At 58.2% G+C, this 16,357-nt stretch carries 15 protein-coding genes and 1 pseudogene; 15 read left to right on the top strand and 1 reads right to left on the bottom strand.

Features of this window, described 5'->3' with window-relative positions; genetic code table 11:
• Positions 1-71: 71 nt before the first annotated feature.
• The 8 genes and pseudogenes from NKI17_RS31580 to NKI17_RS37160 all read left to right on the top strand — a co-directional run bounded on the left by NKI17_RS31580 (position 72) and on the right by NKI17_RS37160 (position 8,368).
• Positions 72-911, top strand: coding sequence for a MurR/RpiR family transcriptional regulator (locus NKI17_RS31580; RefSeq protein ID WP_352579676.1), 840 nt, complete (start codon positions 72-74; stop codon positions 909-911).
• Positions 912-986: 75 nt separating this feature from the next.
• On the top strand, positions 987-2,135 hold the full coding sequence (locus tag NKI17_RS31585; protein ID WP_352625353.1) for an ABC transporter ATP-binding protein: 1,149 nt from the start codon (positions 987-989) through the stop codon (positions 2,133-2,135).
• Between the two features lies 1 nt (position 2,136).
• Positions 2,137-3,087 (top strand): carbohydrate ABC transporter permease, encoded by a 951-nt coding sequence (locus tag NKI17_RS31590; protein ID WP_352579678.1) that lies wholly within the window; start codon positions 2,137-2,139, stop codon positions 3,085-3,087.
• 2 nt (positions 3,088-3,089) lie between these two features.
• The gene (locus NKI17_RS31595; protein WP_352579683.1) at positions 3,090-3,923 is read left to right on the top strand and encodes a carbohydrate ABC transporter permease; all 834 of its coding nucleotides are present in this window, start codon (positions 3,090-3,092) and stop codon (positions 3,921-3,923) included.
• Between the two features lie 40 nt (positions 3,924-3,963).
• On the top strand, positions 3,964-5,220 hold the full coding sequence (locus NKI17_RS31600) for an ABC transporter substrate-binding protein (RefSeq protein WP_352625354.1): 1,257 nt from the start codon (positions 3,964-3,966) through the stop codon (positions 5,218-5,220).
• A gap of 60 nt (positions 5,221-5,280) precedes the next feature.
• Positions 5,281-6,090: a phosphodiesterase gene (locus NKI17_RS31605; protein WP_352625356.1), complete on the top strand. Its 810-nt coding sequence runs from the start codon at positions 5,281-5,283 to the stop codon at positions 6,088-6,090.
• Positions 6,087-6,797: an HAD-IA family hydrolase gene (locus NKI17_RS31610; RefSeq protein ID WP_352625358.1), complete on the top strand. Its 711-nt coding sequence runs from the start codon at positions 6,087-6,089 to the stop codon at positions 6,795-6,797. The genes NKI17_RS31605 and NKI17_RS31610 overlap by 4 nt, the downstream gene beginning before the upstream one ends.
• Before the next feature lie 626 nt (positions 6,798-7,423).
• A pseudogene (locus tag NKI17_RS37160) lies at positions 7,424-8,368 on the top strand (IS630 family transposase).
• Between the two features lie 413 nt (positions 8,369-8,781).
• On the opposite strand, the gene NKI17_RS31630 reads toward NKI17_RS37160, so the two are convergent.
• Positions 8,782-9,639: a sulfotransferase domain-containing protein gene (locus tag NKI17_RS31630; RefSeq protein ID WP_352529071.1), complete on the bottom strand. Its 858-nt coding sequence runs from the start codon at positions 9,637-9,639 to the stop codon at positions 8,782-8,784.
• Between the two features lie 521 nt (positions 9,640-10,160).
• On the opposite strand from NKI17_RS31630, the gene NKI17_RS31635 reads away from it, so the two are divergent.
• The 7 genes from NKI17_RS31635 (at position 10,161) to NKI17_RS31665 (ending at position 15,708) form a co-directional block, all read left to right on the top strand.
• Positions 10,161-10,541 carry a hypothetical protein gene (locus tag NKI17_RS31635; protein WP_352907364.1) on the top strand — a complete coding sequence of 127 codons (381 nt, stop codon included), beginning with the start codon at positions 10,161-10,163 and terminating at the stop codon, positions 10,539-10,541.
• Between the two features lie 40 nt (positions 10,542-10,581).
• The gene (locus tag NKI17_RS31640; RefSeq protein ID WP_352624963.1) at positions 10,582-11,088 is read left to right on the top strand and encodes a transposase; all 507 of its coding nucleotides are present in this window, start codon (positions 10,582-10,584) and stop codon (positions 11,086-11,088) included.
• Positions 11,089-11,553: 465 nt separating this feature from the next.
• Positions 11,554-12,822, top strand: a complete 1,269-nt coding sequence (locus NKI17_RS31645) for a DegT/DnrJ/EryC1/StrS family aminotransferase (protein ID WP_352529065.1) — start codon at positions 11,554-11,556, stop codon at positions 12,820-12,822.
• Between the two features lie 36 nt (positions 12,823-12,858).
• A complete protein-coding gene (locus NKI17_RS31650; protein ID WP_352529063.1) occupies positions 12,859-13,614 on the top strand; it encodes an amino acid kinase family protein in 756 nt (251 codons plus the stop codon).
• Positions 13,614-14,441 (top strand): nucleoside-diphosphate kinase, encoded by an 828-nt coding sequence (locus tag NKI17_RS31655; protein ID WP_352785592.1) that lies wholly within the window; start codon positions 13,614-13,616, stop codon positions 14,439-14,441. Before NKI17_RS31650 ends, NKI17_RS31655 begins: the two co-directional genes overlap by 1 nt.
• Positions 14,438-15,118, top strand: coding sequence for a methyltransferase (locus NKI17_RS31660; protein WP_352529059.1), 681 nt, complete (start codon positions 14,438-14,440; stop codon positions 15,116-15,118). The genes NKI17_RS31655 and NKI17_RS31660 overlap by 4 nt, the downstream gene beginning before the upstream one ends.
• Positions 15,115-15,708 carry a hypothetical protein gene (locus tag NKI17_RS31665; protein WP_352624959.1) on the top strand — a complete coding sequence of 198 codons (594 nt, stop codon included), beginning with the start codon at positions 15,115-15,117 and terminating at the stop codon, positions 15,706-15,708. Before NKI17_RS31660 ends, NKI17_RS31665 begins: the two co-directional genes overlap by 4 nt.
• The last annotated feature ends 649 nt before the right edge of the window (positions 15,709-16,357 follow it).

Below are 16,357 nucleotides of genomic sequence, written 5' to 3' on the forward strand. Positions count from 1 at the left end.
CGCGCGCTTCGGAAGCCAATCGTCGGACGGGTCGATGGCATCTGGCTCTCTTTTCTGCGGCTTCATAAGGTATGGGTATCATGACGATGAGCATTAACTCACCCGCCGCGACAGCGGCAGAGCGCGAGAGCATCTTATCTGGCTTGCAGGAAGACATCGATCATCTGCCGAATGCGCTCGCTCGGATCGCCAAATACATCCTGGAAAACCCTGAGAAAGTGTTGCACCACTCGGTCGGGGAACTAGGCGAATTCGCGGGTAGTGGGGAAGCCAGCATTTTGAGGCTTTGCCGCCAGATCGGCTTTTCCGGCTTTCGCGATTTCAAGCTGGCGCTGGCGGCAGAGATTGGCCGCCCCAGGCCTCCATCCACCGCCGCGCAGCAGCCCAACGCCGCCCTGCAAACCTTGCACGACACGATGGCTCGGAATCTAGGGATCGCACACAGCAATGCCGATCTCGAGGCCCTCGAGAAGCTCGCAGAAGTGATTGCGGCGAGCAGAAGGATAGATCTTTACGGAGCAGGAATGTCGGGCGTGACGGGAGAACTGCTCGCCTATCGGCTCTTGCGAGTTGGGCTTACGGCGCTGGCGTTCAGAAACTCCAACATGGCTCACGAAGTCGCCAACGGACTCAGTCCCGGATGCGTGGCGATCGGCCTTTCGATATCCGGCCTCACCGTTGATACGGTTCAGTTCCTCAAGGGCGCCCGCTCCGCAGGGGCACTGACCGTCGCCATCACCAACCGCGCCCGTAGCCCGCTCGGCAAGTCGGCGGACTTCATCTTGCAGGCCTCCGGCCTTGACGACCATCCGATCGGCGGCACGCTGACCCCGATGATCGGCAAGATCTTCGTGATCGAAAGCCTGATGCTGGCACTGGGAAAGGCGATGGAGAAATCGGTTGCGAAATGAAATTAAACTCCGTATTGTCATGAAAATGAAATAAAGCTCCATTAAGCCCTGTCGCCAACCGAAAGGGAACTCGGAATGGCTGCGTTGGATCTCCACATTGACAATGTCGGCAAGCGGTATGGCGCGACTGATGTGCTTCGCGGCGTCTGTCTAAGGATTGCTGCCGGGGAATTTGTGACACTGCTTGGGCCCTCCGGCTGCGGCAAGTCCACGCTTCTTCGCATAATAGCAGGGCTGGAGCGGGCGGATCAGGGCCACGTGCGTGCAGGGGGCAAGGCGCTGGATACCGTGGCGCCGAAGGACCGCGACCTGGCCTTCGTGTTCCAGAGCTACGCCCTTTATCCGCATCTAAGTGTGTACGACAACATCGCAGCCCCGCTGGTCATGCGCGAGCTGACCAGCTTGGAACGGCTTCCGGTGATTGGCGGCCTGCTGCCAGGGGCCGGCCAACGCAATCGCTCGATCGAGGAGCGGGTCCGTCAAACATCGGCGCTGCTCAAGCTCGATGCGCTGCTCGACCGCCGGCCGGCGGAGCTTTCGGGTGGACAGCGCCAGCGCGTGGCTTTGGGACGCGCTATGGTGCGCAAGCCGAAGATCTTCCTGATGGATGAACCCTTGGCAAATCTGGACGCAGCGTTGCGCATTCATACGCGTGGCGAAATCGCGCGGCTCCACAAGGAAATGCAAACGACGACTATCTTCGTTACCCATGACCAGGCCGAGGCGGCCGCACTTTCCGACCGTGTCGCCGTCGTTTTTGGCGGCGAGCTGCGCCAAGTTGCAGCCCCTGCCGATCTTTATCGCGAACCCGTCGATCTCGATGTTGCCCGGTTCCTGGCCCAGCCATTCCTGAACGAGGTCGAGGTGGCCGCCCCTGTCGGCGGCGCGCTCATCATCGACAGCAGTAGGATCATCATTCGCGATGCGCTCGGATCCGGACAGGCCGGAACGCTGGCCTTTCGGCCGGAGCATGCATCCCTCGTCGACAGGGACCGACCGGGCGCCCTGCCGGTTTGCGTCACGCGCATCGAGCATGCAGGGATGGACGCTCACGTCTTTGTCCATGCCGGGGCAGGCGCTGAGTTCGTCGCCCGGATTTCGGCCGAGCGAGCACAATCACTGCGTGGCGGCGACAACTTGGGACTGACCATCGACTCGGAAAAGGCATGGTTCTTTCCTTGGGACGGCTCGCGCCAGAGTCGCGATCACAGCAGGGTAGCCTGATATGGCCGTGGTCGACGACAATCCGATCGGTCGCTTGGCTCAGAACATTTCAGGCGGCTACCGCCCTGCTCGCGCCCAGGCACAAGCCGGAATGATCCTGGCCACACCCGCGACGCTGCTGCTTGCCGCTCTTGTCATCGGGCCCACCGTTCTAGTTTTCTTTCTGTCTTTTACAGATGCTTCGCTTGGTTTGGCCGGTGTCCGGTTCATCGGGCTTGCGAACTATACGCGCATGCTGACGGACCCAGGCTTTGCTCAGAGCCTGCGCAACACCGCGCTCTATGTGGTTGTGGTCGTGCCGACATCAATCGGGTGGGGCCTGCTGGTTGCTCTCTTGATCGCGCGGTCACGATTTGCCATCGTCTATCGCACCGCCTACTTCCTACCGGTGGCCGCGACCCTGGTCGCTCTCGCAACCGCGTGGGAAGCGATCCTGCATCCAAGTCTCGGCTTCGCCAACTCATTGCTGCAGCTTTTGGGCGCATCGCCGGTCAGCTTCCTGTCCGATCCCTCGACGGCCATGTATGCGCTCTCGGCGATCGGCGTCTGGCAGCTGGTCGGCTTCAACATGATACTTTTCGTGGCCGGTCTTTCAACCATTCCGGAGGAGCTCTACGAAGCCGCGGCGATCGACGGAGCGGACACGGGGCTGAAGCGCTTCCTGCTGGTGACTTGGCCGATGCTGGCGCCGGTGACGCTGTTCGTCACCGTAATGACAATCATCCGCGCCTTTTCGGTCTTCGAAACGGTTGCAGTCCTCACACAGGGCGGCCCGATGAAGTCCACCTCCGTCATTCTCTACACATTCTATGAAGAGGGCTTCCGCTTTTTCCGGGTGGGGTATGCGTCAGCGATCTCCGTGTCTTTCTTCGTCTTCGTGACTTTCCTGTCGCTCGTCCAGATGCACGTCTCCGAGCGCCGGGCGCGCTGGAAAGCAAGTGGAGGTCGATGATGATGATCCTGGCGCAATCTTCCGCATCCCGCATTGCCTTGCATGCCGTGCTTGTGACCGGCGCGATCATAATGGTCTTCCCTTTTGTGTGGATGATCCTTGCCTCTATGACTCCACAGAGCGAGATTTTCGACGGCAGCCTGCTGCCAACCCCGACCCTTAACGGCGCGATTGACAATTACAGCACCGCGCTTTCGGCAATTCCGCTTCTTCGGTTCATGGGAAATGGCTTTGTCGTGTGCCTGACAATTCTTGTGTTGCAGGTCGCGATCGCCATCCCGTGTGGCTATGCGATGGCCAAGCTATCCTTCCCCGGCCGCCCAATTCTGCTTGCGGCCGTCCTTCTCGGTCTTCTGGTGCCGGTGCAGATACCAACGATCCCGATCTACATAGCGCTGGCGAAATCCGGGCTGCTCGACAGCTATGCCGCGCTGGTTCTGCCCTGGATCATTTCGGTATTTGCCATCTTCCTGTTCCGGCAGTTCTTCGTGACTTTTCCCGACGAGGTGCTCGACGCGGCGCGGCTGGACGGTTTCAGCGAGCTCTCGATCGCCCGGCGGATCATGCTGCCTGCAGCATGGCCGGCCGTCGCTTCCTTCTCGATCTTCTCTGTCGTGGCCCATTGGAACGATCTCTATTGGCCACTGGTGGTGATCACCACTCCCGACATGATGACGCCTTCCCTTGGAATTGCCTATTTCCGGCAGGCGGGCGAAGGCGCCGGAAATGTCGGTGCGCTTATGGCCGGGGGCGTTCTCGTGACCGCGCCCTTAGTCGCTCTTTTCCTTCTCATGCAGAAACACTTCATCCGGGGCCTGGTGCTTGGCCGACACTAGCTCCGTTTCCAAACCTCATCTCGAACCTCAGGAGAGCAATGTGAAAACCCTTGCAATGATCCTCGCCGCCGGCATCACTGCCGCGCTGGCAGCCATGCCGGCGCAAGCCGACACAAAACTCGATGTCTATTACGCCTGGCCCGAACACGAAGTAATCCATAAGCCGATTGCCGATCGCTTCATGAAGGACCACCCGGACATCAAGATCAACTTCCGCGTCGCCGCGCCGAGTTATGATGAGGCTGTCCAAACGTTGATCCGCCAGAGCATGGCGGGCGAGTTGCCGGACGTCCACTACGTCGGCTTCAATGTGTTGCGTCCGCTCGTGGCGCGTGGGCTCGTGAAGCCCATCGACGATCTCGCTGCCGCGGATCACCTAGCCGAGAAAGGCTACACGGATCAGGTCCTTTCTCTCGCAATAATCGACGGCCATCTCTACGGTCTTCCGTTCGCCATGTCGACGCCGGTTGTTTACTACAATGCCGATCTCGTGAAGAAGGCGGGTGGCGATCCTGACAAGATCCCAGGCGACTGGGATAGCTTCGTCGAATTTGCCGGCAAAATTGGAGCGCTCGGCAATGGAACGTCCGGCATGTATTACCAACTTGGCTCGGACGACTGGACCACGCAGAACCTGGTGCGCAGCTTCGGCGGACGGATGATGAACGACAAGCAAAGCGACATCGCTTTTGACGGTCCTGCCGGCCAGGCCGCAGTCAAGCTGTTCAAGAGATTCCATACCGCTGGTGCTCAGCCGACGATCGACTCGCGCGCTGCCCAGCAGCTCTTCACTTCCGGCAAACTTGGTTTCTTATTCGCCTCTGCCGGCAGTGTGAGTGGCTTTGAAGCTGATGTTGGAGACCGGTTCAAGCTCCGCACCGCCAAGCAGCCGCTAGGCGTTGAAGATGCGACGATGCCGACGGGCGGCATGGTCGCAGTAATCCTCACCGACGATCCCGCCAAGCGCGCCGCCGCCTGGGAGTACGTCAAGTTCGCGACTGGTCCTGAAGGCCAGAGCATTGTCGTACCTAATACCGGATATATGCCGACGAACACGCTTGCCCTCGACAAGGATCATCTCGGCGCGTTCTACGACAAGCATCCGAATTGGTACACCAGCGTGCTCCAGACGCCCCGCGCCCGCCCGTGGTTCTCTTGGCCCGGTGACAACGGTGTTCAGATCGGCGAGGTCCTACGCGACGAAATGACGGCCATCGCGCTTGGATCCAAGGAACCGGAGGCCGCCCTCGCAGACATGGCGTCCCAGGTTCGCACACTCCTGCCGAAAACCAACTGATCGTCTCGTCCGGGACGCTGCACGCCGTGCGGCGTCTCTCCCTTTTTCGCGGATTTACCAATGAAACTGATCCACTTGACTGATCTCCACCTTGTGCCGGCCGGCGCTATGCTCTTTGGCTTCGATCCGGCCGAGCGAATGCGCAAGACCATCGAGCGCATCAACCGCGATCACGCCGATGCCGAGCTTTGCGTGGTGACCGGCGACCTCACCGACGAGGGAGACTTCGCTTCCTACGAACTGTTACGCGAATTGCTTCAGGAGATGCGCGTGCCCATCCGGCTTCTGCTCGGCAACCACGACAGTCGTCAAAACTTCTTACGCGCTTTCCCCGGCGAGCCGCGCGATAGGAACGGTTTTGTCCAGTCAGTCCATGACACCTCGGTCGGGCGCCTCATCTTCCTCGACACCCTGGTGGAGGGTCTTGGGCATGGCGCGCTGAACGAGGGACGACTGGAATGGCTGTTAGAGCGGCTCACCGAGAGGCCGCAGGCGCCGGCGTACCTCTTCGCCCATCATCCGCTACAGCCGATCGGCCTGCCGCACTTTGAGCCTTGGAATACGGAGAACTGGCGCCAGACTATGCGGGCGATGGTGGGGGCCGGCAATGTGCGGCACGTCTTCCATGGTCATGTGCACGTCGATGTCAGCGGCACCTGGAGCGGCATTCCGTTCAGCGCAAGCCGTGGGGTTGCACATCAGATCATACCACACTTAGCGCGCAGGGATGCGGATTTTGTCGAGGACGCCCCGGCTTTCGACGTCGCACTGATCGACGATGATAGCGTCCTTGTGCACCGTTTCGAAGTCAACGACCGACATGTGGTTGAGGTCTCCGTTGCGGGCCCGGTTCCGAAGGACGTGCAATGAAACAACAGAACCCTTATGAACTGGTCATCTTCGATTGCGACGGCGTTCTGATCGACAGCGAGACGCTGGCAAGTCGCATTGATGCCGAGGAACTTACCCGCATCGGCTATCCCACGTCGTATTCTGATGTGGTTCTGCGCTTTACCGGCCTGTCCTCAGCCACCATGCGGAAGATGATCGAAGAAGACTGGGACCGCCCTCTCCCCAGCGACTTCGACACCATCGTGCAATCCCGGATCAAGGAAAGCTACCGGACGGAACTGCAAGCCATCAGCGGTATTGACCGGCTCCTGCATCAGTTGTCGTTACCTCGCTGCGTCGCCTCAAGCAGCGCCCCCGACAAGCTGCGACTGGGGCTTGAACTGACGGAGCTTTGGCCGCACTTCCATCCGTACGTGTTCAGCTCCGTCATGGTAAAGGCGGGCAAGCCTGCACCGGACCTGTTCCTGTTCGCTGCGGCTCAAATGGACACTGAGCCGGCGCGCTGCGTCGTGGTGGAGGACAGCATTGCCGGCGTCGGAGCCGGTGTGGCCGCTGGGATGACGGTGATCGGTTTCACGGCGGGCGGCCACTGTTTCGAGGACCACGGTCAACGATTGCTCTCAGCCGGCGCTGCTGTCGTCGCGCGATCAGCTGAAGAACTTGGCGTATTGCTGATGACGAGCGAGGTTCAGCCGCGTTCAAAGATCGCAGAAGGGACCCGGTAGTAGCATGTGCTGCAACGCCTTCGTGGCTAGGGAACACATTCGGCCTCCACGAACGTCCACCTTTCGACGCTCATTGCACCCCGGAACGGCTAATAAGCGCGACAGGATGAGGCTGGACCATATCTATTATTCCCGAGCAATGTTTTTGACGCGCTATGTGAGCATCGCGGCAACGCAGATCTGAAGGTTAGCGTAGGGGAGGGGAGGAAATATCCAGATCCCCGTTCGCCACCGCCGGACAAGCCTGGTAACTAAGAATGAGCGAGGCGGCCACGAGCGGCACATCCCAAACGAGCAGCCAGCGGTCTCGAATGCGGGCATACCGGTGTAGTGCGTCGCCGCGATGCCGCCTACCAGGAGCGCACCACCCATGTGGACGCGTGGCGAGATGTCGATCGTGAGACCCCAGGGATCGCGACCAGCAACGACATGAACTCGAAGCGATCTTATAGCCGCTCCCTAACGTGGGCCAGGAGGCCGACATTAGCAAATGCCTCGCCCAAATGCCAAAGCCGGTGGCGACCACTGCGACTAGAGCGAAATGAATTGAGGCTGAATCGGCGGGAGATTCCCTTAGACGCGCAAATCTGATTCAACCTTCTTGCTGGGCAAGGAGGTCAGCATGGATGGGCAAACCTTACTCGATGGATCTTCGCGAACGGGTTGTTGCATCGGTTGAGCAGGAGGGGCTGTCACGACGGCAAGCCTCGGCGCGCTATGGGGTTGGTATCAGCACCGTGGTCAGATGGGTGAGCCGGTTCGCGAGACGAACAGTCTTGCGCCGGGCAAAATGGGTGGGCACAGGCCGAAGAAGATTGCTGGCCCGCATCGGGACTGGCTGCTGGTGCGCTGCCGAGCCGCCGATTTTACGCTGCGTGGACTGGTGGCCGAATTTGGCGAGCGCGGCTTGAAGGTCGATTACCGCTCGGTGTGGGAGTTCGTCCACGCCGACAAGCTCAGTCACAAAAAAAGACGCTGATCGCGGCTGAGCAAGATCGCCCGGACGTAGCGCGCCGGCGGGCACAGTGGGCAAAGTATCAGGACCGTATCGATCCTTCCCGCCTGGTGTTCATCGACGAGACATGGACCAAGACCCATATGGCACCGCTCAGGGGATGGGCGCTGCGCGGCGAGAGAATCAAAGCCAAGGTGCCGCACGGCCATTGGAAGACCATGACCTTCCTGGCGGCGCTGCGCCACGACCGTGTCGATGCACCATGGCTCATCGACGGACCGATCAACGGCGAGCGTGTCAAGCTCTATGTCGATAAGGTTCTCGTCCCCACCCTCAAGCCCGGCGACATCGTCATCATGGACAATCTCGGTTCGCACAAGAGCAAGGCAGTGCGCCGCGCCATCCGCTCGGCCGGCGCCAGTTGTTCTTTCTGCCGAAATACTCGCCCGACCTCAACCCCATCGAGAAGCTCGTCGCCAAGCTTAAGCATTGGCTGCGCAAAGCTGCCAAGCGAACGGTCGAGGCCGTCTGCGATGCCATTGGACATATCCCCGGCACCGTCACTTCAACCGAATGCAGAACTTACTTCATCGAGGCCGGCTATGCGCCAACCTAAATTCATCCCGCTCTAGCCAAAACCGTCGCACTGCGGTCGGCGTCTGACGCCGATGAACGCCTTCAATTAATCCTGTTGGAGTGATGCGACGCCTCAACATTCTTAAGCCAGCCAGGGTCCAAAGCCTTTCGTGCGTGTCCTTGTGTTGCTCGCGCCGACCGGCGGCACTGAGCTATCAAGCCAGGCTTCCATGCCCGCCGCCCATCCGGGTCCACGCCGCAGAGAGTATGCGCAGTCGCGTCGTTGAGTCGAGGCTCGTAAAGGGTGAGCGACGCGATCGAGCCGCAGCGTAGGTGCGCGGTGATCGTTCCGGCAATCGTCGATAAAGATCATCAATTAGCCGGGCCAGCAGCAACAGGCCACCATGGTTCTCCCAAGGAAAGGGGTTTCCATTTTCGTCGGCCATTTCCAGATCAAAATCCGAATCGCTCGTTGAGTCTTGACCCACCGAGCGCGGTAAACCGCGCCTCAATCTCCGGACTCCAGCAAGCCTCCCACGAAGTTCGCCTGCCGGAGAAGGTAAAGGTCTGCTCTCCAATTAGTTGGTTCAAGATCAGCTCCGGCTTCTGCGGTGACTGGATCTCGCAAAACTCAGCAATTTTGCGAATGGTCTCGAGCTGAACTTCGTGCCCTTGGTCACCTATGATCTGCTCATAGGTCAATCCAAGAACATCCTCCTCATCTGCCCACGGCACCAACGGGTGACAGCGTTCGTTGAAAATGAAAGGCGCAATCTCATCAAAGTACTTCAGCATTTTCTCGGGCCCGTTCGGCTCATGGCGCCACTTGATCTCAGCCCTCCCAGGCGGGCACCAGTCGCTGTTCCCGACATATCGCATCTGCGACACAATTGCCGCACGCATTTCACGCGAAAGGAAGATAACTTTGAAATCCGCCAAACAATGGCGAATGCCCATGTCGCACGGCAGATGCCCATAGCCAAACTGACCGGGCTGAATAAAGCGAGATGATATCTCGATCGGTATCCACAGGATGTTTTCAGAATGAGTGAACCGAGCTCTCTCGACATCCACAAAGCGGAAGTCTCCCAGATATTCTTTATTAAAGAACACATCGGACTGTTCAAGCCCGAGCATGGTTAGCAGACGGGCATATAGGTGGGTGCCCGCCTTCGGAATGGAACAAATCATAACCCGCGCGCTTGTGGCGCCGCCCGTCGGCTTAATTGACCAAGCTTCATTTGAGCAGGGGTAAAGCGGAAAATTTTGACCCGCGATAACGCGCAGCTCTTCTGGAAGCGGGTGGACCATTGCGTATCTTCTCACTTTTGCAAGGTGTTAAGCAATCAAGGTAGCAAATGCGGACTGTGGATACATTCGGAGACTGCCAGCTTGGCCCCAGGCAGTCGCGCCCTGTTGTCGCCGCCCATGAGTGACGGAATTATTGAGAGCGTCGGCCATGTGCGACGATTCTGGCCAGCTCGCTGCGCTGGTATTCCGATAGCTGAGAGCGAAGGAGATCGGCACGCCGTTGGCTCGCCCCGCTTGGCGATCGTCGCTGAGAGACAATCATACGTCATGTCAAAACTCAGAGTCGCCCGAAGACGCCTACGAAAGCTGCCGATGAGCTAATTACCGACGACACTTCCGCGTTCACTAGGGATCTAGCCGGCTTTTCATTGTCCTGCCTCTGTCTTGGATCGGACCGTGAACTTCTTTCCAGGAGAAAGCAAGCAATCGGTGAATCTTGCCCGCCGAGTAGATGCTATGGGGGGAGCGGCGAGGGTGTGGCATCCTTCGCTGTTTCAACCACCATCAGAAGGAGGCGTCCCATGTCGCAATCTTTTGACACGAGCCGCTCCCTTACCGCTCTTGAACAGGATAACACGATCATCGCCGTCATCGAAATGAGCAAGGCGAAGTGGCTCGTCGCCGCGCTTATTCCAGGTCTCAAGCGCCAGCCCCTCAAGAAGATCGATGCCGTCGCGCCAGCACTGTTGAAGCTACTGCAGCGCTGGCGCGACGAAGCCGGCCGGGCCGGGCACACGGTCCAGCGGATCGCCGTCGCCTACGAGGCGGCCGGCGACGGCTTCTGGCTGGCGCGCTGGTCGCGGGCGCACGGCATCGAGGCCTATGCCATCCATCCCTCAAGCGTTCCGGTGTGCGCGAGCACCAGCGCGCCAAGACCGATCGTCTCGACACCGAGCTTTTGATGCGCGCTTTTCTCGGCTGGCTGCGTGGCGAGAAGCGCCATTGCTCCATGGCGGCAATCCCGACACTCGAAGAGGAGGACGCGCGGCGGCCGAACCGCGAGCGGGGGACCCTGGTCGGCGAGCAGACGCGGCTCATCAACCGCATCAAGGCGATCCTCGCCCGCTTCGGCGTCCGCAGCTTCCGGCTGAGCCTGCGCAGGCGGCGGACAGGCTGGAGAGCATCCGAACGGCGGAGGGAACGCCGCTGCCGGACAACACCCGCGCCGAGCTCTACCGCTTCCTTGAGCGGCTCAACCTCGTGCGCGCGCAGATCCGCGCCATCGAACAGGAGCGCCTGCGCCGGCTGGCGGCGGCTCCGGCTGCGGCGAACGGCCCGCACGCGATGGTTCGCCTGCTCGCGCGGATCATCGGCATCGGCGTCGAGACCGCCGACATGCTGGTCAACGAGATGCTGTCGCGCAAGCTGCGCGACCGCCGCGCCGTGGCGCGCTACGCCGGCCTCACGGGGTCGCCGGACGAGAGCGGCAATACCCCTCGGGTCGGTTGAATACCCAGAAAATCAACGGCCCTCTCCACCAGTCGAGCCCGAAGTGCTGACTTCGCCGAGAGCACCAACTTTGGGACAGAGCCAGTCAAGGTGGCACGAGTTTTGATCTGCCCGGGTACAAAGCAAGGGAAGCTGCCGAATAGCTTCCTGTGGTGCGAAACGCAACGGATGAAATGAAGGAAAGCAGACAGCATGTCAGATCTGATACGGATCCTTGTGAGGATAATTCTCACCACACAAACGCCGGTCACGAGTTTGAAGCCGCCTTTCTGAACTCAACGTGCCGAGGGTGTCACGGCACCCGGTTTTCCTCTCAGGGGCGAACTCTCAGCTCTTGAGCGTTCCGCCGTGGGCCGAGCCTCCGCTCGGACGCGTAAAAGCGATCGAAAGGTGGGTTGGTTCGGCTCTGCATTCGCGAGTGGCCGATGGCCGACACCACGGTGAGGTTGGCGTCTGGAGGACTATATGAACAAGCATGGAAGCTTAGTCTCGGAAGCAAATGCAACGCGCATTCACCAGAACGACACTTCTCTCGCCCTCTTCGGAGGGATTCCTACAGTGCCGGCCGGGCGAGTTGTCCCTTGGCCAGCCGCCAAACGCAAGCATCTGAAGGCGCTCGCCAGTGTTGTCAAAAGCGGCAAATATCATCGAGTTAATCACCCTATTGTCACTGAGCTCGAAAAGCGCCTAGCGGAGTGGTCGGGCAACTGGTCTGTGCGCGCTGTTGGAAGCGGCACAGCCGCTATTCACGTGGCCCTCGACTACTACCGGAATCGAGGCCGCCGAGCTGTCACCTCGGCTTTGAACTGGCCAGGAGCCGTCGGCCCCATCGCGATCAGCGGACTCGAGCCGGTGTTTGTCGATGTAGAGCCAAACCTTGCGGGAGTTGATCAGAAGATGGCGGCCGCTCTCATCGAGCCCGGCGACGCGGTGGTGCTCATAACTCATCTGTTCGGAAATAACATTTTGGTTCCGGATCTTAGGCTGGCTGCGCGAGCGAGTGACGTGGCCATTATTGACGATGTTTGTCAATCGATTGGCGTTGCGAAAAACATTGTCAATGGATCTTACTTAGAGACCGACGCACTTGCTCTTTCAGGAAATGGGGCCAAACACCTCGGAGCGGGTGAGCTTGGGTTTGTTCTGACAAGGGACCCTGCTCTGATTCACCATGTCGATAAGGTTTCGCTGACAAGCTCGTCGCGATGTGGAGCTAGAATTTTCTCCCCGAGTTCGAAAGGTTACAATTACCGACCCAACGTATTCTCTGCTGCTATAGCCAATCACAGGCTCAAGCGCCTAGACCGGCAGCTCAAAAAGAGGCGAAGCAACGCAATGTTCCTCTGGCAGGAAATTGGCCATCTCTCAGGGCTTCTGCCTCTTTTCGATCCAGCAGTTGATCAACAATCAATGCTTAGTCTCCCGCTGCGTCTTGAGCCGGAAAAGCTCGGTTTTCTAGCTGGCCCTTCGGCCAGGGATTTCATCGTTAAGCTCCTTCAAGCCGAGGGAGTTCCGGTCATGGTTTGGTTGACGAAGCCCGTTTTTGACTATCTCCCGGATGTCAGCAAAAGATGGTCAAGGACCGATTTCCCAAACACGATGATGCTACTGAACACTATGTTTTGCGTGTCGGAGATCGCTCCGCCAAACGGCGCAGAAGTGATGAAATTGTACGCAGCCGCATTTCAAAAGGTCTGGGCAGCGCTTCCAAATCTAACCTCAAAATTCCCTTAGATCGTGTGTTTGGCCAGAGGGCAGGAGGGCGAGACGATGGACAGCTTAATAAAGGGCTTTCTGCCATATGGCTTTTCAATTGTTGTGAAATTCGGCGGGAGCATCATGCGTGATCTTGCGGTGTGTAAGCTTGCACTGGCTGAACTTGAGCGTCTCGCCGGTGACGGCCATCGAATACTACTTGTTCCGGGCGGCGGCATCCCAGACAAAGCAATTGAAATGATTGATGCGGCCAAGCCATTGGAGTCGTCTACGGCGCATCATGCGTGTGCGCTAGCACAGGACCAAACGGGGTATTTGCTTGCGGACGCCGCCTTCTCTTCCAAGCTTGTTCCATCGGCCAGCCTAGGTGAGTGCCGAACTCTCGCGAGAGTCGGAAAGATTCCAGTCCTGCTACCTTCCCGTTTGCTGTTTGCAGCTGATCCAGTGGAATGGAGTTGGGATGTTACATCCGACGCCGTTGCCGCGTGGGTCGCTTGGCTCACCGGGGCACCACGGCTGGTGATTTTGACAGATGTTGACGGCGTGTATCGTGGTGGAGCAACCGAAGATCCCGCTGCACTTATAGAGCAGATCGCTGCTCAAGATCTTGTCCTTCTCGGCCACACGTCGGTTGACGCGTGCGCGGTCCAGTTCATGGCACAGAAACGCCTCCCCGGCGTGGTGATTAACGCTCGTCATTCTTCTCGTCTCTCCGATTGGCTCGAAGGGAAGCGCGTTAAAGCGACCAATATCACCGTCGGAAGCAGGAAAGCCTATATCGGAACCGAGGATCTGGGGGGGGCGGCATGATGCCCTCCACGGCACTACTAGTTTATGGCCCAGAAGTCGCTCGCTCCGGAATCACGTGGCTGCTCGACGAGTTTATTCGCAGGCGAACCGGCTTGGAACTCGCGGAGCGATTCTTTTCAATCCACAATCGTAGATCGATCGATGCGTTTTATACCCTGACACATTCCACCGGCGGGAACCATTGGCCATTGGTGCTGGACTTGTTCGACATGCGTCCGGTTTGCGCCACAATCTGGAGCGGACCTAATGCGCTGCACCTATCGCAAGGACTAAAGGGTAATACACAGCCGGCCCATGCTAGAAGCGGCACCGTACGGAGTCTCTTTTTTTGCGACAATCCCGTGACGAACCTCCTCCATGTGAGCGACAGTCCAGAAGTAATGCAGGCCGAGCTGACAATACTTCGGCGCCAATTCTTGGGCAACGAAGTAGCCGCTTGGAATTCCCTCGATACCGGCCAAATCGCCCATTCATCTTTCCAGATGTTGTTACACGTTCTTGGCGACAGGGGATCTGTGCCGATGCCGGACAATGGGGGTGATGGTAGCGCCTTTGCTCACGCGAGATCAAGTTACGGCAAAGCACTCCTACTCGCATCAAAGAGGGGCCTGACAACGGCCGTCCACCGGTACCTTCAGGGGGATCGAGCCGGTCTAGAAGGTATTGTTCAGCATGCGTCTGTCCGCTCATCTTGGGATCGCCTCGTTCTTGAGGCCGGTCTGTTTTCAATGCCTCTTTGGCATTCCCTGCTGAAGCGAACCGTCGATGCCGTCGAGCCTGAATCAGGTAGCGACGACTACCGTATCCATCTGGGGGAGCACATATGAGCGAACTCGATAGTATCAGGACAATGCTTCGGACAAGCCAACAAGGCAACTTTCCGCGCCATTTGCAGGAATTCGGGCTTGATCTGATCGTACTGGAAGGGGTTTTTCCTCCTGAGAGTTTCGAGGGTTGGCGTTGGATCAGCGAGAATTTCCCCCCATTCGCCGGGAAGACCATATTGGAAATCGGCTGCGGCTTCGGTCTTCCCGGCCTTCTGTTGGCAAAAAGTGGTGCGCGGTCGTTAGTAGCTTGCGACATCAACCAGAGGGCGGTCGCGAACACATTGGAGAATGCGAAAAGAAACGGCATCAAGAACGTGGAAGCTATCGAAAGCGATCTATTCACAAACATCCCCCGTCGCAGGAGATTCGACATTGTATTTTGGAATTACCCGTCGAACTTCGCTGCAGAAGACTACAAGTATGTGGATGACATCGAATGTGGCGCGATTGATCCAGGGTATAATTTGCTCAAGCGCTTTTTGTCGGAAGGCCCAAATTTCCTTACAAAAACAGGTCGTATCGTTCTAGGATTCGGGACTAATGCCCGTGACGATCTCCTTGAACACATTGCGGCTTCGAATGATCTCACAACTGTGATGCTGCGGTCCGGAACCTATCCCCACGTGAAGGTAGTTTACAGGCTGTTCTCAATATCCAAGAAGGATATAAGGATATGATTTCCGACCTGATGCACACTGGATTTGTCGCTATTTCGCCCAATCGGTGCAAAGATAGTTGGGTGGCCGGCAGCAGCGTCCTTTCGCAATTCATCCATCGTGTGCCGAGTGATGTTGACATTCATCATGTCAATTTGGACGCATTTACGGAAGCTGTGGACAAGGATACAAGGGCTCTGGCGTACGCCGGGTTCTCCATCGCTTCACAGCGACCTGCCGGCGCGGAGTTGGAGATCGTGTTTTTGAGGTCGAACGGGACCTTGGCGCTGAATTGGGTTCTCGAAGAGGAACGACCAACGGCGTTAGTTAATGATCCGCTTCTTGGGACACGGGCGAGCTTCGCGGACGTCATCGCGCGAAAGATTGAGATGTACTTGGAGGGCCATCATTCGAAGCATCGGGATGATCTGCTTGCACTCCTGGATCATTCCGCCTTAATGGCTCCCGAAATCAGCCGGGACAAATTGGTTGCTATTATTTCCGCGCTAGTCCAGGGCTCGCAGGACACGGGTCAAATCCAATCTTCTTGCCCGCACAGATGGATATCTGACCACATTTGGCCAGTCACGGAACGATCTTTCTTAGACTAGACTAAGACTATACATGTGAACCTAAAGGTCGGCACATGAGGTCTGCTCGGCCGCTCTGACAGAACTCCTGACGGACGAGAGAACTTCGTCCACGGCTTGATCCGATAGCGGAACCTTCATCCATCATGTCGCTCACCGAACCATTCATTGGCTTTCCGGCTTTCCGCAAGCTTCCGGCTTCGCCAGATTGGGGCGCTCCCTTTTGCGTCGCCTCTTCCCCTTACGCGTGATCATATCTGCCGTTGACAAGAGCAGGGTGTTGCCGCCTGTTCGGCTCAGTCGGCGAACAATTCCCTGTAACCTGCGGTCGCCATCCAGTTCGCTCTCTCGAGATTGCTTCGCGCGGCTTTCCGCGCGCGCTCCGGTTCTTCCACCGGATCGATGCCGAGGATGATCTAAGCCATCTCTCCTCATAGCTGGCGTTGTCGGCAGATGCATCGACAAACCTTAGATAGGTCCTGAAGTGCTCCCGATCGTAGGTGGTCAGGCTGTCGGACCAAGGGACTTCCTCTTTAAGGCCTGGTTCAACGTCTGGGTATTTCACCATCACATCGGGCTCCGGAAGTAAGAATCGGAAGTCGAGAATTTCCTTCGACACGCGGGCTAAGCGGAGAGGAAACATCGTCTCCAAGACGAGGTCCCGATTAAG

This window comes from Mesorhizobium sp. M0816, assembly GCF_040320005.1.
In the GTDB taxonomy this organism is placed as follows: Bacteria; Pseudomonadota; Alphaproteobacteria; order Rhizobiales; family Rhizobiaceae; genus Mesorhizobium.